The organism is Saccharothrix sp. CB00851 (assembly GCF_001905065.1).
Classification (GTDB): domain Bacteria; phylum Actinomycetota; class Actinomycetes; order Mycobacteriales; family Pseudonocardiaceae; genus Actinosynnema.
In genome coordinates this window covers 386,851-406,700 of sequence record NZ_LWLC01000012.1, presented here as the reverse complement: position 1 = coordinate 406,700, position 19,850 = coordinate 386,851, and the positions used below count along the sequence as shown (strand labels likewise).

Here is a 19,850-nt window from a genome sequence, read left to right as displayed (position 1 = left end):
ATGCCGGCCGCCCGGACGTCACGGTCCGGGTCAGCCCGGCGGTGGGATGCCCGTCGACGGGTTCGGCGATCTGTCCGGCGCTGGTCGGCTTGATCGCGGTACCGCGGTCGGCCTGGGCACTGCCACGACCGTCTCCGTCCTCCTGGTTCTCATAGCGAGATCCGGGACGAACGCAGCCAGCCGGTTCGGGGGAACGCGGACAGCTCCGGCAGGACGTGCGGCCCGACCGGTTCGGTGACCACGCGCCAGGCGGTGAGCATCTGAGGCCAGGGACGTGTCGCCTTCTCCTGGTTGTAGCGCTCGGCGTGCCACTCCTCCGGCTGCATGATGAGGTCGGCGTCGAACAGGGCGTCGGCGACCAGGCGGTAGGCGGTGTCCGCCGAGGGCACCTGTGCCAGTCGGATCACGCCGACGGCCGTCGCCCTGGCGACGATGCCGCGTTCGCCGCCGGGCAGGTCCTCGCAGACGTAATAGGTGAAGGCGGGCCGCAGTTCGTCCCGCGGCCACGGTTCGGCGGTGTAGCCCGGCTGCCACAGCGCCCACGCCACGGCCCGGTTGCCGCCTCGCGGCGACCAGCCGGAGTGCAATCGGATCCAGACGTCGTTCCTCATCGTTCTCCCCTTGTCCGTTGTGGGAATGGCTGCCGCCCCGGCGGGCGACCCGCGGCCCGTCCGGGCCTGCCAGGACGGCGGTGTCGCCGTCCCGGTCCGTGCGCAGCACCAGCGCGCCTCGGCTCGTCAACGCGTCGACCAGCACCCCGCTGGGGTGGCCGTAGCGGTTGCCCGCGCCGACGCTCACCAGCGCGATCCGCGGCCGGACGGCCGCGAGGAACGCCGGTGACGAGTACCGCGACCCGTGGTGCGGCACCTTGAGCACGTCGGCCCGCAGGTCCACGTGCCCGCCGAGCAGGTCCGCCTGCCCGGCCAGCTCGATGTCGCCGGTCAACAGCACCCGCCCGGCCGCGGTGGTGGCCCGCAGCACCAGCGACGCGTCGTTGACCGCCGTGTTCGTCTCACCCACCGGGTCCGCACGCGGGCCCAGCACGTCGAGGTCCAATCCCGGCCAGCTCAGCCGCTGCCCGGCGCCCAGCTCGACCACGCGGACCCCGGCCTCCCGCGCTCGTTCCACCACCTCCTCCCACGCCCACTCCGGCTGCCGCGACGGCCCCACCGCCACCGCGCCGACACCCCGCTCGGCCATCACCGCGGCCAACCCGCCGACGTGGTCGGCGTGCAGGTGGCTGAGCACCACCAGCGGGATCCGCCGCACGCCCAGCCGGCGCAGGCACGACAGCACCGGCACCGGGTCCGGCCCCGTGTCGACCAGCACCGCCCGGTCGCGCTCGGCGGTGGCCAGGACGACGGCGTCGCCTTGCCCGACGTCACAGGCCACGACCGACCAGCCGGGCACCGGCCAGCCCGGCGAGACGACGTTCAGCGGCACGATCACCACCACCGCGCCGACCACAGCCGCCACGGCCAGCGTCCGCACCCGGCGCAGCCTGGTGATCGCGTAGCCGAGCACCAGCACCCCGGCCAGCAACACCCCGCCGACCCAGCCGCCGGGCCACGCGACCGCCGCTCCCGGCACGGCCGCCGCGTGCCTGCCGACGGTGATCAGCCAGCTCGCCGCCGGACCGGCCACCTCGACGACCAGCCGGGCCGTCGGCTCGTGCGCCGGTGCCAGCAGGGTGGCCAGCACCCCGAGCACCGTCGCCGGGGCGACGACCGGGGCGACCAGCAGGTTCGCCAGCACCGCGACCAGGCTGACCTGGCCGGAGAGCCCGGCGACCAGCGGCGCGGTCGCCAGGTTCGCGGCCACCGGCACCGCCAGCGCCTCGGCGAAGCCCACCGGGACACCCCGGTCCTTCATGGCGGCGGCCCACCTCGGCGCGAGCAGCACCAGCGCCGCCGTCGCCACGACCGACAGCCCGAACCCCGGATCGGTGGCGAGTTCCGGGTCGTAGAGCACCAGGACCACCACCGCCGCGGCGAGCGCCGGCAACGCCGACCGCTCCCGACCCAGCACCAACGCGAGCAACGCCACCGCACCCATCACCGCGGCCCGCAACACGCTCGGCTCCGGCCCGGCCAGCACCACGAACCCGACCAGCGCCACCATCGCCCCCGCCGCGCACCCGCGCGGACCGATCCTCAGCAGCCTCAGCAGCAACAGGACCGCGCCGCAGAGGATCGCCAGGTTCGCCCCGCTGACGGCGAGGACGTGCGCGAGACCCGCCGTGCGGAACTCCTCCACCACCCTGGGCGGGAGGGCGGAGGTGTCGCCCACGACGAGCGCGGGCAGCAGCCCGGCCGGTTCGGGGTCGAGCGCGGTGCTCGCTCTTCGCAGTCCAGCCCGCAGGTCTTCGGCGACCCGCTGCCACACCGGTGCTTCCGTCACGTCCTGCGGAGGCCCACGAACCCGCAGCACCGCGACCGTCAGCTCGCCACCCCGGGGAAGGGCCAGGGTGCCGCGTGCGGTGGCCCGTTGGCCGGGCAGGAGATCCCGCCACCGGGCCGCCGACGCCAACACGACGATCCGACCACCGTCCTCGAGCGTCCCCCGGACCAGCACCAGGTCGACCCCGCCTGCCCGCGAACCGAAGCCGCTGGTGCGCAGCCCGTGCGGCCGGTTGTCGAGTTCGAAGTGGACCGTGACCGACGCCCCGGTCTCCGCCGCCTCCCGCAAGGGGTGGCGGGCAGCTCCGTGGACCTGGGCACCGATCCACAACGCCGCAACCGGCGCCGCGACGACCACCGCCACCGCCGCCGGCCGCCACGGGCGCAGGACCAAGCCGCCGAGCAGCGCGGCGACCAGACCGACCGCCGGTGCCGCCCACCACGCCCAGAGCAGCCCGGCCAACGCCGTCGCCCACACCGCCAGCGCCGCCGGCACCAAGTACGCGCGGGGATTCACGACTCGACCTCCAGACGAAACCGCCGGGAACGGCGACAACAACGAAGCGGACTGCGGGGCCAACGGGGACGGCAGCGGCCAAGCCGACGGCAGAGCGCAGCCAACGGCTCACACCGTTCTCGAACAACCACCGGCGCCGCCAGGAGCAGGCCGGTGCGGGCGGACTTCGGCCTCCCTGCCTGGTTGGGGATGCCGGGAGTGGTGACGGCTGAGTGGGTGGTGAGGGTGGCCCGTTGCGTGGTGAGCGGATCAGTTCGAGCGGTGCGCAGGTCGGGCTCATGAGCTCACCCAGCGGAACCTGGACAGGGTGGTGAGACGGGTGCGGGCGGTGTGGATGGCGCGGCGGGCTTCGGTCAGGAGGTGGGGTGTGCGGTGGCGGGAGTCGGCGTGACTGCTGTTGGTCTGCTGGAGGTTCGGTGCGGTTCGTTGGGTGGGAATGCTTGGCGGGTAGGGGGTTGGCGTGACGCGGTCCGCTGTGGAGTCGGTCGGGGTGGGTGGGGTTTGTGGGCTGCCGTGGGTTGGGCCGCCGTCGATGGGGTGCATGAGGTCTCCGGGTGTGCGCTTAGAGACGGACCAGGTCGCGGAGTTTGGCCAGCTTGGCGTCGCCGATGCCCTCGATCTCGCCCAGCTGGTTCAGGGAGGTGAAGGGGCCGCGCTTCTGCCTTCGGTCGATGATTCGTTGTGCGGTCACCGGGCCGACGCCGGGCAGGGTGTCCAGTTGGTCCTTGGTCGCGGTGTTGAGGTTCAGTGGTCCGGTGGTCGCTTCGGCCGGTTGGGGTGCGGGGATGCCGACGGCTATCTGCTCGCCGTCGGTGACCTTGCGGGCGAGGTTGAGCGGGGTCAGATCGGCGCCCGGGTTCGCTCCGCCCGCTGCTCGCAGGGCGTCGGCCACCCTGGCGCCGTTCGGGACGGTCACCAGGCCGGGGGTGGGTACCTGACCCACGACGTTGACGACCAACTGGTCCTCGGCGCGGGTGACGGCCGCGGCCTCGGCTACGGGGAGGTCGGGTGGGGTTTCCGGCTCGGGGCGCTGCCACCACAGGGCCAGCGCGACCGCCAACGCCACGCCGGCCATGACGCCTGCCAGCAGGAATCTGCGGCGGTGGGGGATGACTTGTTCGGGCAGCCAGCGGCGCAGCAGGCGGCCGAGGGAGTTGGGTGGGGCGGCGTCACCCGCCGACGAGACGAACACGAGCGTCTCGGCATCCGACGCGCGGTGCCTGCCCCGTTCCTGGGAGACCAGGGCCTTGAGGCGGGCGGTGGTGGTTTCCGGGTTTCTGTCGAACATGCGGTCGACGTTAGGCCGGATGGAGCAGGCGGCGGGGTGTCAGTTCGGGATCTGTGGATAACTCGCTGAATGCTGGATAACTGCGGCTAGGACACCCCTCCGGGCAGCACCACCACGCCCAGCACACCGGGGCCCGTGTGCGCGCCGATCACCGCTCCGACCTCGGAAATCAGGCAGCCGGTCGAGCCGGGAACGCGTTCGTCGAGCAACGTCGCCAGTTCCGCCGCGCGTTCCGGCGCGGCCAAGTGGTGGACAGCCAGGCCCACCGGTCCGGAACCCGCCGCCGACGCGGCCAGGTCGACCAGGCGGCCGATCGCCCGTCCCATCGTGCGCACCTTCTCCAACGGCACGATTCGACCGTCGTCCACGTGCAACAACGGCTTCACCGCCAGCGCCGTGCCCACCAGCGCGGCGGCGGCGCCGATCCGCCCGCCTCTGCGCAGGTGGTCGAGCGTCTCCACGCAGAAGAACATCCTGACCCGGGCGGCGGCGGCCACCGCGGCTTCCTCCGCGCACGCCGGGTCATCACCGGCAGCGCAGGCGGCCAGCACGGCGAACCCCAACCCCATGCCCGTGGCCCGCGAGTCGACCACCCGGATCCGGGTCGGATCAACCTCCTCCGCCGCCAGCCGCGCCGCCTCCCACGTGCCCGAAAGCTCACGGGACAGGTGCACGGACACGATCGCCTCGGCGCCCTCCGCCAACACGGACCGGTACACCTCGGCCAGTTCACCCGGCGTCGGCCGGGACGTGGTCACCCGGCGGTGCTCCCCCAACGCCGCGGCCAGCTCCGCCGGACCGAAGTCCACCCCGTCCAACCTGCTGCGACCGTCCACCGCCACGTGCAGCGGCACGACCCGGACGCCGTTGCGCTCGGCGAACCCCTCGGGCAGGTACGCCGTGGAGTCGGTGACGATCGTGGTGGACACGAGTGCCGAGACTACGGCTCCGCCGCACCCGAGTGGCCGACCGCCACGGACCTGATCAGTTCCGCCATCGCCCGCCCGACCAGCTCGTGCCCTTCCCAGCCCCAGTGCAGGCCGTCCGGGTTGCCGCGCCGTGACCGAACGTGCTCGCCCACGACCGGCGGCACGTCCAGCAGCGGCACGCCCGCCCCGTCCGCCCACTCACGCACAGCGCGCTCCGCCGCCGCACGCCCGCTGTGCACGCCCGCGTAAGCAGCCGAGCAGTGCACCGACGGCGTCATCCCGACCACCCTGATCCCCGGCGCGAGAGCACGCACAGCACGCACCGAGTCGTCCAGGTAACGTACGGTCAACCGTGGCGGCAGCGCCACCGGATACCCGCAGAACGCCCGCGAGAGCACCGGCTGCAACGTCCGGTACCCGGCCCGCGCCCGCCGTCGCAACCCGTCCGGCCGCAGGTAGCGCAGCCCTTGCCGCAGGTAGGTCGGCAACGGCGACGGCAGCGTGTCCATGTGCCCCACGGCCAGCACCAACACGTCCGTGCGCGGCAGCAGCGACCACACCCGAGGGTCCCCGGTCAACGACCACCAGGCGTCCCGGGCCGTCCAGCCGAACCCCGCCGCCAGCTCCGCGTGCCCACCCAACGCGGACGCGGCGACGTTCGGCCACAACCGGGGGTGATCGGCGGGCAACGGCCCCTCCGGACCGTGGAACGACAGCGAATCGCCGACGACGAGCAGTCTCACCGGGTGATTCCGGCGTTGTACGACGACAGCCGCCACCTGCCGTCGCCGTGCGGCCGGCGGGTGAACACCGTCCAGTGGCAGTTGCCGATGCCGCCGAGCAGTGCCCAGCGGTCGACCGGCAGGTCCAGCAACCGCCCGGTCAACGCGCTGATCAGGCCGCCGTGCGCGCACAGCATGACCGTGCCGGAGAACTCCGCGTCCACCTCGTTCACGACGGCGAGCGCGCGCTCGGCGACCTCCACGCGCGTCTCACCGTCCGGCGGGGCCAGGGTGCCGTCCGCGCGCCAGAGGTCCAGCGCACCCGGCCACTCCACCTCGATCTCGGTCGAGGTCAGCCCCTGCCACTTGCCCAGGTGCGTCTCGCGCAGCCGTTCGTCGATGCGCAGCCCGACACCGGTCGCATCGGTGAACACCGTCGCGGTGTCCCGGGCGCGGTGCAGGTCGGAGGCGACCACCAGCTCGGGCGCGAACCCGGCGAGCACCGGCACCGCGAACCGCGCCTGGTTCCACCCGGTCTCGGTCAGGTTCGAGTCCAGGTGGCCCTGCATGCGGCCGGTCGCGTTGTAGTCGGTCTCACCGTGCCGCCACAGCACGAGCCGGTTCAGGGTCATGCCTCGGCGACTTCGTCGGCCGGGGGCCCGGCGTCGAACTCGATGCGCGGGCAGTCCTTCCACAGCCGCTCCAGGCCGTAGAAGGTGCGCTCCTCGACGTGCTGGACGTGCACGACCACGTCCACGAAGTCCAGCAGGACCCAACGACCCTCGCGCGCGCCCTCACGGCGGACCGGCTTGCGCCCGGCCTCGCGCAACTTCTCCTCAACGTTGTCCACGATCGCGCCGACCTGCCGCTCGTTCGGAGCGGAGGCGATCACGAAGCAGTCCGTGATCACCAGTTGGTCGGACACGTCGAGCACGATCACGTCGTGCGCCTTCTTGTCGGCTGCCGCGTTAGCGGCGACCAGCGCCAACCGTCGTGCCTCGTCGGTGGCTGCCACGTCACTCCTCATCACACCGGCGGACGCCGTTACGCCCACACGAGTCAATGAGGGTACCGGCGTCCGGGCTCAGTCCGGCATCGAGTAAAGCCGGCGCTTGGAGATGTATTGGACGACACCATCCGGCACGAGGTACCAGACGGGCAGTCCGGACGCCGTCCGGGCCCGTACAGCGGTCGACGAAATAGCCATCGCGGGCACCTCCACCAGCGATACCGCGCCTGGTGGCAGGTGTGTGTCGACCAATTCATAACCCGGCCGGGTGACACCGATGAAGTGGGCGAGCCCGAACACGTCGTCGGCCCGCCGCCAGGACAGGATCTGCTCCAACGCGTCCGCACCGGTGATGAAGAACAGGTCGGCATCGGGGTACTTGACCTTGAGGTCGGTCAGGGTGTCGATGGTGTAGGTCGGTCCCGGCCGGTCGATGTCGACCCGGCTGACCGAGAACCTCGGGTTGGACGCGGTGGCGATGACCGTCATCAGGTAGCGGTCCTCGGCGGCGCTGACCGCGCGCTCGCTCTTCTGCCAGGGCTGACCGGTCGGCACGAAGACGACTTCGTCGAGGTCGAAGCGGGCCTGGACCTCGCTGGCCGCGACCAGGTGGCCGTGGTGCACGGGGTCGAAGGTGCCACCCATGACGCCGATCCGCCGATTCGACATAAGACGTGAGCCTAGTGCCGCGACCGGCACCCTTCGCCCCGTATTCGACGGTCGGACGGGTGGATCGGGGTGCCGGCTCAGCGTCCTCATCCTGGTTGGCCGTGGGCGCGGGGCCGGTGCCGCGAGGCGCCCTGCCGAGCGCCGGAAGACGCGGTGGAGGTTGCCGGTCGCGGCGCTGGTTCGGATGGTGCGCGGGCGGCCGGTCGCTCCCCGAAAGGCCGCCCGCGCACTGGTCCCCCGGTCGCGGCCCGGGGGAGTGGGCCGCATCCGCGGATCGCGCGGCCCATCCCCGAATGAGAGCCGCACGAAGGAGGAACGTGCACGTCACGCGGCTATGACGCGATTCGGCGAACTTTTTTGCTCAGAGCTGCGGCGCCAGCACCGAGCCGTCCGCCGAACGCACCAGGATCGCCTCCATCGGGCACGACTCCGCCGCGTCGACCACCGCGTCGTCCGGCTCGACCTCCGACTTGACCGGCGTGGACGTGCTGCCGTCCAGCCGGAAGTGACCCGGCGCGATCGACGTGCACATGCCCGTGCCGAGGCACGCGGCCCGGTCGACCTCGATCGTCCACTCGCTCATCGGTCTACCACCTCACCGGAAGTCGTTTCGGGTCTCGTGACAGTCTGCCCGCGCCGGCCGGCGGAACTCGACATCCGGACCGCACTGAGCAACCTCGAAGAGCCGCTCGGGGTCACCAGCTCACCGGCAGTGCCTGCGGACCGCGGATCAGCCGGCCCCTCTTGAACGTCACGTCGCCGGCCGGCCGGAGCAGCGGGAACCGCTTGAGCAGCGTGCCGATCGCGACTTGCAGCTCCATCCTGGCCAACGGCGCGCCGATGCAGTGGTGCGCGCCGTGGCCGAACATGATGTGCGGGTTGTGCGCACGGTGGAAGTCCACCTCGTGCGGGTTCTCGAACACCGACGGGTCGCGGTTCGCCGTGACGTTGTTGACGAACACCGCCTCACCCGGCTTGATCGTCACGCCGGACAGCTCGACCTCGGCGGTCGCGATCCGGGGGAAGCCCGCGGAACCGCCCAGCGCGGTGAACCTCAGCAGCTCCTCGATCGCGGCGGGCACCAGCGACGGGTCCGCCCGGAGCTCGGCCAGCCGGTCCGGCATGCGGAGCAACTGGAAGACGAAGTTGCCGATCTGGTTCGCGGTGGTCTCGTGGCCCGCGACCAGCAGCGTCACCCCGAAGGAGACCAGTTCCTCCTCGCTGAGCCGGTCGTCGTTGTCACGCGCGGCGATCAACACCGAGAGCATGTCGTCGGTGGGTTGGGCGCGCTTGCGCTCGACCAGCTCGCCGATGTAGGCGCGCAACGCCTGGTTCGCCGCCAGGATCTCCTCGTGGGTGAACGCGGTGATCGCGACCGCCGCCTCCGACCAGGCGCGGAACTGGCCTCGGTCCTCGAACGGCACGCCCAGCAGCTCACAGATGATCGTGATGGGCAGCGGCATGGCCAGCGCCTCGACCAGGTCGACGGGCGGCCCTTGCTCCTCCATGGCGTCGAGCAGGCCGTCCACGATCTCCTGGGCACGTTCGCGCAGCTGCTCGGTGCGCCGCGAGGTGAACCCCTTGGCGACCAGCTTGCGCAGCCGCGTGTGGTCCGGCGGGTCCATGCTCAGGATGTTCGTCTCGGTCGGCATCGTGGGCAGGGTGCGCGGCACGTCGGCGCCGGGCTCCATCACCGCCGCGCGGCTGAACCTCGGGTCCGCCAGGACGGTCTTCACGTCCTCGTAGCGGGTGGCCAGCCACCCCTCACCGCCGTAGGGCAGCCGCACCCTGGCCACCGGCTCGTCCCGCTGCAGCTCGAAGTAGGTGGGGTTGATCTGCAGGTGGTCGAGCTCGGCGAACGGATAGGACCTGGTCTCCATCGTCTACCCCCATGTAAGCATTCGCTTACATCCGACAGTAGGCAGATCGCTACGGACCGTCAACCGAGCCGGGTGTGCTCCAACAGGACGGAGGCCGCTTGCGTCACCAGAGCCGTGACGGTGGCGGCGTCCGCGTCCGCGAGGGGCTGTTTGCCGAACACGCCGCGCAGCACGCCGATGCCCACGACCCACGCCAGGACGAGGTCCGCGCGCAGCTCCGCGTCCTCCGCGTCCGTAAGGGACGACAGAGCGCGCGCGTACTCCTCCCCCATCTGCCGCCGCACGACCTCCGCCGCCGAGTCGTGGTGCGAAGACCGCAGCACCGCGTACAACGGGTGGTCCTCGGGTCTCGGCCTCTCCTCCATGATCCGCAGCAGCACGTTGCGGAGCAGGTGCTCGGCGGGCGAGTCCTCCAGCAGCTCACGGCTCTGCGTGGCCAGGACGGTCGCGAACAGGGCGTCCTTGCTGCCGTAGTAGCGGAACAGCAAGGCCTGGTTCACGCCCGCGAGGCTCGCGATGTCACGCACCGTGGTGCGGTCGAAGCCGCGCTCGCCGAACAGCTTCGTGGCGGCGTCCAGCAACGCCGCCTTGGTCGCGGCGGCGTCCCGGGGCCTGCTCACGACGTCGGCCGGACGTGCCCCTCGCCCCAGACCACCCACTTGGACGAGGTCAACTCGGTCAGCCCCATCGGGCCGCGGGCGTGCAGCTTCTGGGTGGAGATGCCGATCTCCGCGCCCATGCCGAACTCCCCGCCGTCGGTGAACGCGGTGGAGGCGTTGACCATGACCGCCGCCGCGTCGACGCGTGTGGTGAACCGGCGCGCCGCGTTGAGGTCGCTGGTCACGATGGCCTCGGTGTGGCCGGAGCCGTGCTCGGCGATGTGCGCGATGGCCTCGTCGATCGAGCCGACCACGCGGGCGGCGATGTCCAGCGACAGGTACTCGGTGTCCCAGTCGTCGTCGGTGGCGGCCTGCACCCTGGGGTCACGGGCGAACCGCTCGTCGCCGTGGATGGTGACGTCCTGCGCGTTCAGGGCGTCGGTGATGCGGGGCACGAACTCGTCCGCGATCGAGGCGTGCACCAGCAGGGACTCGGCCGCGTTGCACACGCTCGTGCGGCGGGTCTTGGAGTTGAGCACGATGCGCTGCGCCATGTCGAGGTCGGCGCTCGCGTCCACGTACACGTGCACGTTGCCCACGCCGGTCTCGATGGTCGGCACGGTGGCCTGCTGCACGACGGCGTTGATCAGGCCCGCGCCGCCACGCGGGATGACCAGGTCGACCAGGCCGCGCGCGGTGATCAGGTGGGTGACCGAGGCGCGGTCGTGGCACGGCAGCAGCTGCACGGCGTCGGCGGGCAGGCCCGCGGTCTCCAGCGCGTCGCGCAGGATCGCGACCAGCGCGGTGTTCGAGTGCTCGGCGGTGGACGAGCCGCGCAGCAGGGCCGCGTTGCCCGACTTCAGCGCCAGGCCGGCCGCGTCGACGGTGACGTTCGGGCGGGCTTCGTAGACCATGCCGACCACGCCCATCGGCACGCGGACCTGCTTGAGCTCCAAGCCGTTGGGCAGGATCGAGCCGCGCAGCACCTCGCCGATCGGGTCGGGGAGGCCGGCGACCGTCTCCAGGCCCTGGGCCACGCCGTCGATGCGCGCCTCGGTGAGCGTGAGGCGGTCCAGCAGGCCCTGGGTGAGGCCGGCGGCGCGGCCCGCTTCGAGGTCCTTGGCGTTGGCCTCCAGCACCTCGGCGGCGCGGGTGCGCAGCGCGACGGCCATCTCGTGCAGTGCGGCGTCCTTGCTCTCACGGGTGGCGAGGACGAGCTCGTTGGCGGCGACACGGGCGCGCCGGGCCGCGGCGTGCACCTGTTCGCGCAGGTCATCAGTCACGTCGTTCAGCCTACGGTCACCCGGCCGTGGCTGTCGCCGAGGTTCCCGCCGATCGGACACCCGTCCACGATCGAGTGAAGTCGGCGCGGAACGGTCGCACAGGTGTCCATCTTGTCGGGGGCGTCTGCCACTGTGTGGGCCATGAGGTCGCGTCGGTCGTCCGGCGCTCATCTCACGACGATCACGCTTTTCGATCGTCGTGAGATGAGCACCGGACGACCGACTTCCCTGGCGACCGAATCGTCCGAGCGAGCGAGGACCACCAACGATGGACGAAGGCGCACTCCGCGAACTGGCCGAGGAACGGCTGAGGGCTTTGGCGGGCCCTCAGGCGGTCCTTCGTGACGACCAGTGGACGGCGATCCACGCGCTGGTGTCCGACCGGCGGCGGGCGCTGGTGGTGCAGCGCACGGGGTGGGGCAAGTCCGCCGTCTACTTCATCGCCACGGCGTTGCTGCGGTCCCTGGGCGAGGGGCCGACGGTGATCGTGTCGCCGCTGCTGGCGCTGATGCGCAACCAGGTCGACGCCGCCGCGCGGGCGGGGGTGCACGCGGCGACGATCAACTCGGCCAACACCGACGAGTGGCAGGACGTGCAGGACCGGGTGGCGTCCGGTGAGGTGGACGTGCTGCTGGTGTCGCCGGAGCGGCTGAACAACCCGGACTTCCGGGACACGGTGCTGCCCTCGTTGACCGCGTCGGCGGGGCTGCTCGTGGTGGACGAGGCGCACTGCATTTCCGACTGGGGCCACGACTTCCGGCCGGACTACCGGCGGCTGCGGACGTTGCTGACCGAGCTGCCGGCCGGGGTGCCGGTGCTCGCCACCACGGCCACGGCCAACGACCGGGTGGTGCGTGACGTGGCCGAGCAGTTGGGGCTGGGCGCGGGCACGGACGCGCTGGTGCTGCGCGGGCCGTTGGACCGGGAGAGCCTGCGGCTGTCGGCGGTGCGGCTGTCGACCGCCGAGGCGAGGCTGGGGTGGCTGGCCGAGCGGCTGGAGCAGCTGCCCGGCTCGGGGATCATCTACACGCTCACCGTGGCGTCGGCGGACGACGTGGCGGCGTTCCTGCGCGAACGCGGGTACGAGGTGGCGGCGTACTCGGGGCGCACCGACCCGGCCGAGCGCCAGCGGGCCGAGGAAGACCTGTTGGCCAACCGGGTCAAGGCGCTGGTGGCGACCTCGGCGCTGGGCATGGGGTTCGACAAGCCCGACCTGGGGTTCGTGGTGCACCTCGGCGCGCCGCCCTCCCCCATCGCCTACTACCAGCAGATCGGCCGTGCCGGGCGTGGCGTGGAGCGGGCCGAGGTGCTGTTGCTGCCCGGACCGGAGGACAAGGACATCTGGGCGTACTTCGCGTCGCTGGCGTTCCCGCCGGAACACGTGGTGCGGCAGGTGCTCGACGTGCTGCCGTCGGACCGGGCGATGTCGACGGCGGCGTTGGAGCCGATGGTGGAGCTGTCGCGCACCCGGCTGGAAGTGGTGCTGAAGGTGCTCGACGTGGACGGCGCCGTGCGGCGGGTGCGCGGCGGGTGGGTGTCGACGGGGCAGCCGTGGTCCTACGACGCCGAGCGGTACGAGCGGATCGAGGCGGCGCGACAGGTGGAGCGGCAGGCGGTGCTGGACTACCTGGCCACCGACGGCTGCCGGATGGAGTTCCTGCTGCGGCAGTTGGACGACCCGCACGCGGCACCGTGCGGGCGGTGTGACAACTGCACGGGGCAGCGTCCGTCGGCGGAGGTGTCGGACGCGGCGGCGTCGGCGGCGCGGGAACGGCTGCTGCGGCCCGGCGTCGAGGTGGAGCCGCGCAAGATGTGGCCGACCGGGATGGCGGCGGCCGGGGTGTCGTTGTCCGGGAAGATCCCGCCGGGAGAGGTCGCGGCGACGGGGCGGGCGCTGGGCAGGTTGACCGACATCGGCTGGGGCAACCGGTTGCGGTCGCTGTTCGCGGCGGAGGACCAGGAGATCCCCGAGGACGTGCTCGCCGCGTGCGTGAAGGTGCTGTCCGCGTGGGGGTGGGCGGACCGGCCGGTGGGCGTGGTGACGGTCGGGTCGCGGAGCAGGCCCGCGCTGGTGGGCAGCTTCGGGCAGCGGATCGCCGGGGTGGGCCGGCTGCCGCTGCTCGGGCAGGTGTGGCTGGGCCCGGCGACGCGGCGGGCCAACAGCGCGCAGCGGTTGGCGGGGCTGGTGCGGGAGACCGACGTGCCAGACCTGTCCCGTGTGGACGGTCCGGTGCTGCTGGTGGACGACCAGGTCGACACGGGGTGGACGATGACGGTCGCCGCTCGGCTGCTGAGGCGGGCGGGCGCGTCGGCGGTGCTGCCGTTCGCGTTGGCGGTGACGGCGTGACGAGAGGGGTGGGAGCGACGGGGTGAGACTGACGACGGAACGGTTGGTGCTGCGGCCTTTCACCGCGGCCGACGCACCGACGCTGGCCGAGTACCGGTCGGATCCGGACGTGGCCAGGTACCAGGGTTGGGAGGCACCGTTCTCCTTGGCGCAGGCCGAGGAGTTCGTGCGGGACGTCGCCGCGGCCGACCCGACCGCACCGGGCTGGTACCAGTTCGCGGTCGAGGCGGGCGGGGTGCTCGTCGGCGACGTCGGGGTCGGGCTGCACGAGAACCGGATGCAGGCCGAGATCGGGTACACGCTGGCGACCGCCCACCAGGGGCGCGGGTACGCGGCGGAAGCCGTGCGGCGGGTGTTGGCGTACTTGTTCGAGGTGCGTGGCCTGCACCGGGTGTCCGCCGAGTGCGACGCCCGCAACGTCCGGTCGGCGAGGCTGCTGACCAGGCTCGGGTTCCGGCAGGAGGGGCACCGGGTGTCGAGCACGTGGCTGAAAGGAGAGTGGACGGACGACCTGCTGTTCGGGCTGCTGGCCGGCGAGTGGCGCGCGGCGGACGACTCGCGGGGCTGAGCACGACGGGGTTCGGTGAAGGATCTACCGACTTCGGCTGCTTTGTGGTTGTGTCCAACCCATGGCTGCTTCGGAGACGGAGACCGAGACCAAGCACCGCCTGCCCATCCGCAAGCTCGTCGCGGCGAGCATCGGGAACGCCATCGAGTGGTACGACTGGACCATCTACGCGACGTTCTCGATCTACTTCGCCACCCAGGTTTTCCCTAAGGACAACCCGCGGCTCGCGCTGATCAACACGCTCGCGGCGTACGCGATCGCGTTCTTCTTCCGGCCGCTGGGCGGGTACCTGCTCGGGCGATTCGCCGACCTGCGCGGGCGGCGGACGGCGATGTTGCTGACCATCATCCTGATGGCGGGCGGTTCGGTGGCCATCGGCCTGCTGCCGACCTATGCCCAGGTCGGCTGGCTGGCGCCGGTCCTGCTGCTGCTGGCCCGCGTCGCGCAGGGCCTGTCGCTGGGCGGTGAGGTCTCCAACGCCTCGGCGTACCTGGCGGAGATCGCGCCGCCGCACCGGAGGGGGCGGTACTCGGCGTTCTTCTACATCTCCACCGGCGCCGCGGTGCTGGCCGCGTCGCTGCTCGGGTACGTGCTGGCCCGCACGCTCGACAAGGCCGACTTGGCGTCGTACGGCTGGCGCATCCCGTTCCTGGTGGGCGGTGTGCTGGGGCTGGTGGGCCTGTGGCTGCGGCGCAGCCTGGAGGAGACCGAGCAGTTCGAGCACAACAAGGTCAAGGCGCAGCAGCTCAAGCGACCGCTGCTGACGACCCTGCGCGAGCACCCCAAGGCGGTCGGGCGGCTCGTGGGCTTCACCATGCTGTCGACGCTGTGCTACTACACGTTCTTCAGCGCGCTGACGCCGTTCGCAATAACCAAGCGTGGCGCGGACGACGGGGACGTGTTCCTCGCCCTGTCCATCGCGACCTGCCTGTTCATCGTCCTGCAGTACCCGATGGGCGCGCTGTCGGACCGGTTCGGCCGCAAGCCGCAACTGCTGGCCTGGTCGGCCGCGACGGCGGCGCTGGTGGTGCCGCTGTCCACGCTGATCGGGCCGAGTGTGGGCAACCTGCTCGTGGTGTTCTGCGTCGGCCTCGGGCTCTACACGGCCATGACGTCGATCGCGCCCGCCGTGATGAGCGAGCTGTTCCCGACGGAGCTGCGGGCCCTGGGCATCGGCTCCTGGTACAACCTGACCGTGGCGCTGTTCGGCGGCACGGCGCCGCTGGTGATCCAGTGGCTGCCGGGCAGCACGTTCTTCTTCTACGTCGCGGCGGGCGCGGCCATCGCGTTCGTCGTGATCCTCACGATGCCCGAGACGAAGGGCCAGACCCTCCGGTAGCGGCTCACGACCTGGCGGTCAGCCGCGCCGCCGGCTCGCCGCCGAGGTCGTGCAGGTCGGTCAGCAGCGTGGCGCGCCGGGCGGGTGGCAGCCCGGCCAGGAAGTCGTCCTCCATGCGCCGGATCTCGGCGCGGGCGGCGCGCAACCGCTTGCGCCCCTCCGCGGTCGGCTCGATGATCCTTGCCCGCCGGTCGTCCGGGTCGGGTCGCCGGGAAACCAGCCCTTCGGCTTCCAGGCCGTCGATGATGCCGACCATCTTGGTCTTGTCCACGTCGACCGCCCTGGCCAGCGCCAACTGGGTCGGCGCGGGGCCGTGGGACAGCTCGGTGAGCACCACGTAGGCCCACATGCCCAGCCCGTGCCGCTCCAGCAGCGGCAGCTCCGCGGCGACGAGGGCCTTGGTCAGCCGGTGCAGCAGCGCGGCGAGGTCCTGCCGTTCCTCCTCGACCATGCCGTGATGATATCCACTACAGATCGTCTTGGTTTACAACTATCTTGAATCGAGACGACTTGAGGAGTGGACGTGCGCAGGAGCAAGTGGATCACCGGCCCGGAAGCGGACTTCGCCGGAGAGGTGCTGGTCAGCGTTACCGAGTTCACCCTCGCAGGCCTCCGGCACACGCCCGGCGCCTACCGGGCGGGCATCGCGCTGAGCCGCGAGTGGCCGCGGTTGACCGGCGCGGTGGGCCTGTGGCTGTGGGCCGAACCGCTGCACAAGCGCATGGGCTCGGTCTCGGTGTGGCGGGACCGCACGGGCCTGCGGGGCTTCGTCGGCCTGCCCGCGCACGTCGCGATCATGCGGAAGTACCGGGATCTCGGCACGACCCGCGCCACCACGTGGCACACCGAGGACGTCGACCCGCACCTCATCTGGCGCACGGCGGGCCGGTGGCTGCGCAACCGGTCCTGAAGCTCAGGCGCGCAACGGCACCAGGTCGTCGGCGTGCACGACCTCCCGTCGCTGCTCGGCCGGGAGGTCACCGGTCTTGCGGCCGATCAGCGCGGGCAGCTCGGCGGCGTCGAAACCGACCACGCCACGGGCCACCACGTGACCGGACAGGTTGACCAGCTCGACCACGTCACCGGCCTCGAATGCGCCCTCGACCCCGGTGATGCCCGCCGCCAGCAGCGAACGCCGACGGCCGACCACCGCGGCGACCGCGCCGTCGTCCAGCACGAGCCTGCCGGTCGCGTCGGCCGCGTGCCCGAGCCAAAAGCGGCGCGCGGACAGCCTCGGGCCGGTCACCGCGAACGCCGTGCCGACGTCCGCCGTGCTCAACGCCCTTGCCGCGTCCGCCGCACCCGCCAGCAGCACGGGGATGCCCGCCGACGCCGCCAACCGGGCCGCCGTGAGCTTCGACGCCATGCCACCGGTGCCCAGCCCCGACGCGCCGACCGAACCGGCCCGCACGCCGTCCACATCGGACGCACCGGCCACCTCGGTGACGCGCTGCGCGCCCGGCAGGCGCGGATCGCCGTCGTAGAGCGCGTCGACGTCGGAGAGCAGGAACAACGCGTCCGCGCCGACCAGGTGCGCCACCAGGGCGGCCAACCGGTCGTTGTCGCCGAACCGGATCTCCTCGGTGGCCACCGTGTCGTTCTCGTTCACCACCGGCACCGCGCCGAGCGCCAGCAGCCGGGAGAACGTGCGCTGCGCGTTGCGGTAGTGCGACCGCCGCACGACGTCGTCCGCGGTCAGCAGCACCTGCCCGACGGTCAGCGAGAACCGGCCGAACGAGTTCGCGTACGCGTGCGCCAACGCCAACTGCCCGACGCTCGCCGCCGCCTGCTGCGTGGCCAGGTCACGGGGCCGCCGCGACACGCCCAGCGGCGCCAGACCGGCCGCGATCGCACCCGACGACACCAGCACCACCTGGCTGCCCGCCGCGCACCGGGCCGCGACCGCGTCCACCAACGCGTCCAGCCGGGACCGGTCCAGCCCGCCCTCGGCGGTGGTCAACGACGACGACCCGACCTTCACCACGACCCGGGACGCCGCGGCCACAGCCTGCCTGGCCGGCGACGCCGCCACCGAACCGATCACTCTTCGTCGTCCTCTTCGAACTCGTCGTCGCCGTCCTCGTCGTACACACCGGGCAGGCGGCGGGCCTTCTTCGCCGCCAACCGCTCGGCCGCGCCGACCCGGTTGCTCGCCTCCAGCCGCGCGTCCGTGCCGCGACCGCTCATGGTCATCGCGATACCCGACGGCGTGGTCGGCTCCCAGTCGAACACCAGGTTCCCGATGGTGACCTGGCAACCCGGCTCGGCACCCTTCTTGACCAGCGCCTCCTCGACGCCCAGGCGCGCGAGCCGGTCGGCCAGGTAGCCGACGGCCTCGTCGTTGCTGAAGTCGGTCTGCCGGATCCACCGCTCGGGCCGCTCGCCGCGCACGATGAAGCCGCCCTCGGTCTCCGGGTCCTCCACCACGGTGAAGCCCTGGTCGTCGATGGCCCTGGGCCGCAGCACGATCCGGGTCGACTCCTGCTTCGGCCGCGACGCCCGGTACTCCTCGACCACGCGCGCCAACGCGAACGTCAGCTCACGCAGACCCTCGCGGCTGGCCGTGGAGACCTCGAACACCGGCAGGCCACGGGCCTCGATGTCCGGGCGCACCAGCTCGGCCAGCTCGCGCGCCTCCGGAACGTCGATCTTGTTCAAGACCACGACGCGCGGCCGTTCGGCCAGGTCGTCGGCCAGGGAGGGGGTGTACTTCGCCAGCTCCTCCTCCAGCGCGTCGATGTCCGACAGCGGGTCGCGGTCCGGCTCGTAGGTCGCGCAGTCCACGACGTGCACCAGCACCGCGCAGCGCTCGATGTGCCGCAGGAAGTCCAGGCCGAGGCCCTTGCCCTCGGACGCGCCGGGGATCAGGCCGGGCACGTCCGCCATGGTGAAGATCGTCTCGCCGCCGGTGATCACGCCCAGGTTCGGCACCAGTGTGGTGAACGGGTAGTCGGCGATCTTCGGCTTGGCCGCGGACAGCACCGAGATCAGCGACGACTTGCCCGCCGACGGGAAGCCCAGCAGGCCGACGTCGGCAACGGACTTCAGCTCCAGCACGAGGTCGTGCTGCTCCCCCGGTTCACCCAGCAGGGCGAAGCCGGGCGCCTTGCGGGCCTTGGACGCGAGCGAGGCGTTGCCGAGGCCCCCACGGCCGCCCTGGGCGGCGATGAGCCGGGTGCCCTCGCCGACGAGGTCCGCGACGACCTCGCCCTCGGGCGTCATCACGACCGTGCCGTCGGGCACGCGCAGTTCGAGGTCCGCGCCGTTCGCGCCGTCGCGGTTGCCGCCCTGGCCGCCCTTGCCGTTGCCGGCGCTGGCGTTGGGGCGGAAGTGGAAGTCCAGGAGCGTGTGCACCTGCGAGTCGACGACCAGCACGACGTCGCCGCCCTTGCCGCCGTTCCCGCCGTCCGGGCCGCCGAGCGGCTTGAACTTCTCGCGGTGCACGGACGCGACCCCGTTGCCCCCGTCACCTGCGGCGACGTGGATGACGACCCGGTCGACAAAGCGGGACACGGGGATTCCTCTCTAGCAGAAGCAACGAGGGGCGGGAGCCGGAATGCACCGGTCCCGCCCCTCGTCTTGAGGTCGATCCGTCTCGCTCGGAACTGCTTAGGCAGCAGCCTCGACCGGGACGATGTTCACGGTCTTGCGACCGCGCTTGGTGCCGAACTCGACCGCACCGGGCGCCAACGCGAACAGCGTGTCGTCCTTGCCGCGGCCGACGTTGACGCCGGGGTGGAACTTGGTGCCGCGCTGGCGGATCAGGATCTCGCCGGCCTTGACGACCTGACCGCCGAACCGCTTGACCCCGAGGTACTGGGGGTTCGAGTCACGGCCGTTGCGGGAGCTGGATGCACCCTTCTTGTGTGCCATGGCTAGTCAGATCCTCACTTACCGGTGATGCCGGTGACCTCGACGCGGGTCAACTTCTGGCGGTGACCCTGGCGCTTGTGGTAGCCGGTCTTGTTCTTGAACTTGTGGATGCGGATCTTGGGGCCCTTGGTCTGCTCGACGACCTTGCCGGTCACCGAGAACTTCGCCAGGGCGTCCGCCGCGGAGGTGACGTCATCGCCGTCCACAACGAGGAGCGGCGCCGCGAAGGTGATCTCGGTGTCCGGCTCGCCTTCGAGCTTCTCGACCTCGATGACGTCGCCGACAGCCACCTTGTACTGCTTGCCGCCGGTCTTGACGATCGCGTACATCGGGACGGAAGTCTCCTGCTACTCGACGGGACGGGATCGCGCGCGCCTCGGCCGCACTGCTGACGAGCACGCTGGGCTTCACGCGACAGGGCCCACCGG

At 71.8% G+C, this 19,850-nt stretch carries 19 protein-coding genes and 1 pseudogene; 4 read left to right on the top strand and 16 right to left on the bottom strand.

All coding sequences use genetic code 11. From position 1 onward, the window contains the following. Positions 1-645: 645 nt before the first annotated feature. From A6A25_RS14555 to A6A25_RS14505, 11 genes and pseudogenes are all read right to left on the bottom strand, one after another. Positions 646-2,916, bottom strand: a pseudogene (locus A6A25_RS14555) (DNA internalization-related competence protein ComEC/Rec2); the annotation flags it as partial. A 562-nt stretch (positions 2,917-3,478) separates the two neighbouring features. After that, entirely contained in the window at positions 3,479-4,204 is a 726-nt protein-coding gene (locus A6A25_RS14550; RefSeq protein ID WP_083668329.1) for a ComEA family DNA-binding protein, read from the bottom strand. Between the two features lie 86 nt (positions 4,205-4,290). Next, positions 4,291-5,133 carry a DegV family protein gene (locus A6A25_RS14545; protein ID WP_073889596.1) on the bottom strand — a complete coding sequence of 281 codons (843 nt, stop codon included), beginning with the start codon at positions 5,131-5,133 and terminating at the stop codon, positions 4,291-4,293. Positions 5,134-5,144: 11 nt separating this feature from the next. After that, the gene (octT, locus tag A6A25_RS14540; RefSeq protein ID WP_241828680.1) at positions 5,145-5,876 is read right to left on the bottom strand and encodes a diglucosylglycerate octanoyltransferase; all 732 of its coding nucleotides are present in this window, start codon (positions 5,874-5,876) and stop codon (positions 5,145-5,147) included. After that, positions 5,873-6,487 (bottom strand): histidine phosphatase family protein, encoded by a 615-nt coding sequence (locus tag A6A25_RS14535; RefSeq protein WP_073889592.1) that lies wholly within the window; start codon positions 6,485-6,487, stop codon positions 5,873-5,875. The genes octT and A6A25_RS14535 overlap by 4 nt, the downstream gene beginning before the upstream one ends. After that, positions 6,484-6,870, bottom strand: a complete 387-nt coding sequence (rsfS, locus tag A6A25_RS14530; protein WP_073889589.1) for a ribosome silencing factor — start codon at positions 6,868-6,870, stop codon at positions 6,484-6,486. The genes A6A25_RS14535 and rsfS overlap by 4 nt, the downstream gene beginning before the upstream one ends. Before the next feature lie 69 nt (positions 6,871-6,939). Next, on the bottom strand, positions 6,940-7,533 hold the full coding sequence (gene nadD / locus A6A25_RS14525; protein WP_073889587.1) for a nicotinate-nucleotide adenylyltransferase: 594 nt from the start codon (positions 7,531-7,533) through the stop codon (positions 6,940-6,942). 361 nt (positions 7,534-7,894) lie between these two features. Further along, on the bottom strand, positions 7,895-8,116 hold the full coding sequence (locus A6A25_RS14520) for a ferredoxin (RefSeq protein WP_073889585.1): 222 nt from the start codon (positions 8,114-8,116) through the stop codon (positions 7,895-7,897). A 112-nt stretch (positions 8,117-8,228) separates the two neighbouring features. Beyond that, entirely contained in the window at positions 8,229-9,413 is a 1,185-nt protein-coding gene (locus A6A25_RS14515) for a cytochrome P450 (RefSeq protein WP_073889583.1), read from the bottom strand. A gap of 59 nt (positions 9,414-9,472) precedes the next feature. Next, positions 9,473-10,033: a TetR/AcrR family transcriptional regulator gene (locus tag A6A25_RS14510; RefSeq protein ID WP_073889581.1), complete on the bottom strand. Its 561-nt coding sequence runs from the start codon at positions 10,031-10,033 to the stop codon at positions 9,473-9,475. After that, positions 10,030-11,295 carry a glutamate-5-semialdehyde dehydrogenase gene (locus A6A25_RS14505; RefSeq protein ID WP_241828678.1) on the bottom strand — a complete coding sequence of 422 codons (1,266 nt, stop codon included), beginning with the start codon at positions 11,293-11,295 and terminating at the stop codon, positions 10,030-10,032. Before A6A25_RS14505 ends, A6A25_RS14510 begins: the two co-directional genes overlap by 4 nt. Positions 11,296-11,563: 268 nt before the next feature. On the opposite strand from A6A25_RS14505, the gene A6A25_RS14500 reads away from it, so the two are divergent. The 3 genes from A6A25_RS14500 to A6A25_RS14490 all read left to right on the top strand — a co-directional run bounded on the left by A6A25_RS14500 (position 11,564) and on the right by A6A25_RS14490 (position 15,549). Next, the gene (locus A6A25_RS14500; RefSeq protein WP_073889579.1) at positions 11,564-13,642 is read left to right on the top strand and encodes a RecQ family ATP-dependent DNA helicase; all 2,079 of its coding nucleotides are present in this window, start codon (positions 11,564-11,566) and stop codon (positions 13,640-13,642) included. Positions 13,643-13,664: 22 nt separating this feature from the next. Further along, complete coding sequence (locus A6A25_RS14495) at positions 13,665-14,210, top strand: GNAT family N-acetyltransferase (RefSeq protein WP_073889577.1); 546 nt, start codon at positions 13,665-13,667, stop codon at positions 14,208-14,210. Between the two features lie 61 nt (positions 14,211-14,271). Next, complete coding sequence (locus A6A25_RS14490) at positions 14,272-15,549, top strand: MFS transporter (protein WP_073889575.1); 1,278 nt, start codon at positions 14,272-14,274, stop codon at positions 15,547-15,549. Positions 15,550-15,553: 4 nt separating this feature from the next. Here the strand turns inward: A6A25_RS14490 and A6A25_RS14485 are convergent, their stop codons facing one another. Continuing rightward, positions 15,554-16,000 (bottom strand): MarR family winged helix-turn-helix transcriptional regulator, encoded by a 447-nt coding sequence (locus tag A6A25_RS14485; protein WP_073889573.1) that lies wholly within the window; start codon positions 15,998-16,000, stop codon positions 15,554-15,556. Between the two features lie 72 nt (positions 16,001-16,072). Between A6A25_RS14485 and A6A25_RS14480 the strand changes: the two genes are divergently transcribed. Then, the gene (locus tag A6A25_RS14480; RefSeq protein WP_073890081.1) at positions 16,073-16,459 is read left to right on the top strand and encodes a hypothetical protein; all 387 of its coding nucleotides are present in this window, start codon (positions 16,073-16,075) and stop codon (positions 16,457-16,459) included. Positions 16,460-16,462: 3 nt separating this feature from the next. On the opposite strand, the gene proB is transcribed toward A6A25_RS14480, so the two are convergent. The 4 genes from proB to rplU all read right to left on the bottom strand — a co-directional run bounded on the left by proB (position 16,463) and on the right by rplU (position 19,751). Further along, positions 16,463-17,593, bottom strand: coding sequence for a glutamate 5-kinase (gene proB / locus A6A25_RS14475; RefSeq protein ID WP_083668327.1), 1,131 nt, complete (start codon positions 17,591-17,593; stop codon positions 16,463-16,465). Beyond that, complete coding sequence (gene obgE, locus A6A25_RS14470; protein WP_073889570.1) at positions 17,590-19,062, bottom strand: GTPase ObgE; 1,473 nt, start codon at positions 19,060-19,062, stop codon at positions 17,590-17,592. Before obgE ends, proB begins: the two co-directional genes overlap by 4 nt. A gap of 96 nt (positions 19,063-19,158) precedes the next feature. After that, positions 19,159-19,422 (bottom strand): 50S ribosomal protein L27, encoded by a 264-nt coding sequence (gene rpmA / locus A6A25_RS14465; protein ID WP_073889563.1) that lies wholly within the window; start codon positions 19,420-19,422, stop codon positions 19,159-19,161. 14 nt (positions 19,423-19,436) lie between these two features. Next, positions 19,437-19,751: a 50S ribosomal protein L21 gene (rplU, locus tag A6A25_RS14460; protein WP_053722830.1), complete on the bottom strand. Its 315-nt coding sequence runs from the start codon at positions 19,749-19,751 to the stop codon at positions 19,437-19,439. Positions 19,752-19,850: the final 99 nt, after the last annotated feature.

Coding starts and splice junctions, on each gene's coding strand:
- nadD (WP_073889587.1), bottom strand. CDS start 7,533: ATGTCGAATCGGCGGATCGGCGTCATGGGTGGCACCTTCGACCCCGTG.
- A6A25_RS14515 (WP_073889583.1), bottom strand. CDS start 9,413: ATGGAGACCAGGTCCTATCCGTTCGCCGAGCTCGACCACCTGCAGATC.
- A6A25_RS14550 (WP_083668329.1), bottom strand. CDS start 4,204: ATGTTCGACAGAAACCCGGAAACCACCACCGCCCGCCTCAAGGCCCTG.
- rpmA (WP_073889563.1), bottom strand. CDS start 19,422: ATGGCACACAAGAAGGGTGCATCCAGCTCCCGCAACGGCCGTGACTCG.
- rplU (WP_053722830.1), bottom strand. CDS start 19,751: ATGTACGCGATCGTCAAGACCGGCGGCAAGCAGTACAAGGTGGCTGTC.
- A6A25_RS14490 (WP_073889575.1), top strand. CDS start 14,272: ATGGCTGCTTCGGAGACGGAGACCGAGACCAAGCACCGCCTGCCCATC.
- A6A25_RS14485 (WP_073889573.1), bottom strand. CDS start 16,000: ATGGTCGAGGAGGAACGGCAGGACCTCGCCGCGCTGCTGCACCGGCTG.
- A6A25_RS14520 (WP_073889585.1), bottom strand. CDS start 8,116: ATGAGCGAGTGGACGATCGAGGTCGACCGGGCCGCGTGCCTCGGCACG.
- A6A25_RS14535 (WP_073889592.1), bottom strand. CDS start 6,487: ATGACCCTGAACCGGCTCGTGCTGTGGCGGCACGGTGAGACCGACTAC.
- A6A25_RS14500 (WP_073889579.1), top strand. CDS start 11,564: ATGGACGAAGGCGCACTCCGCGAACTGGCCGAGGAACGGCTGAGGGCT.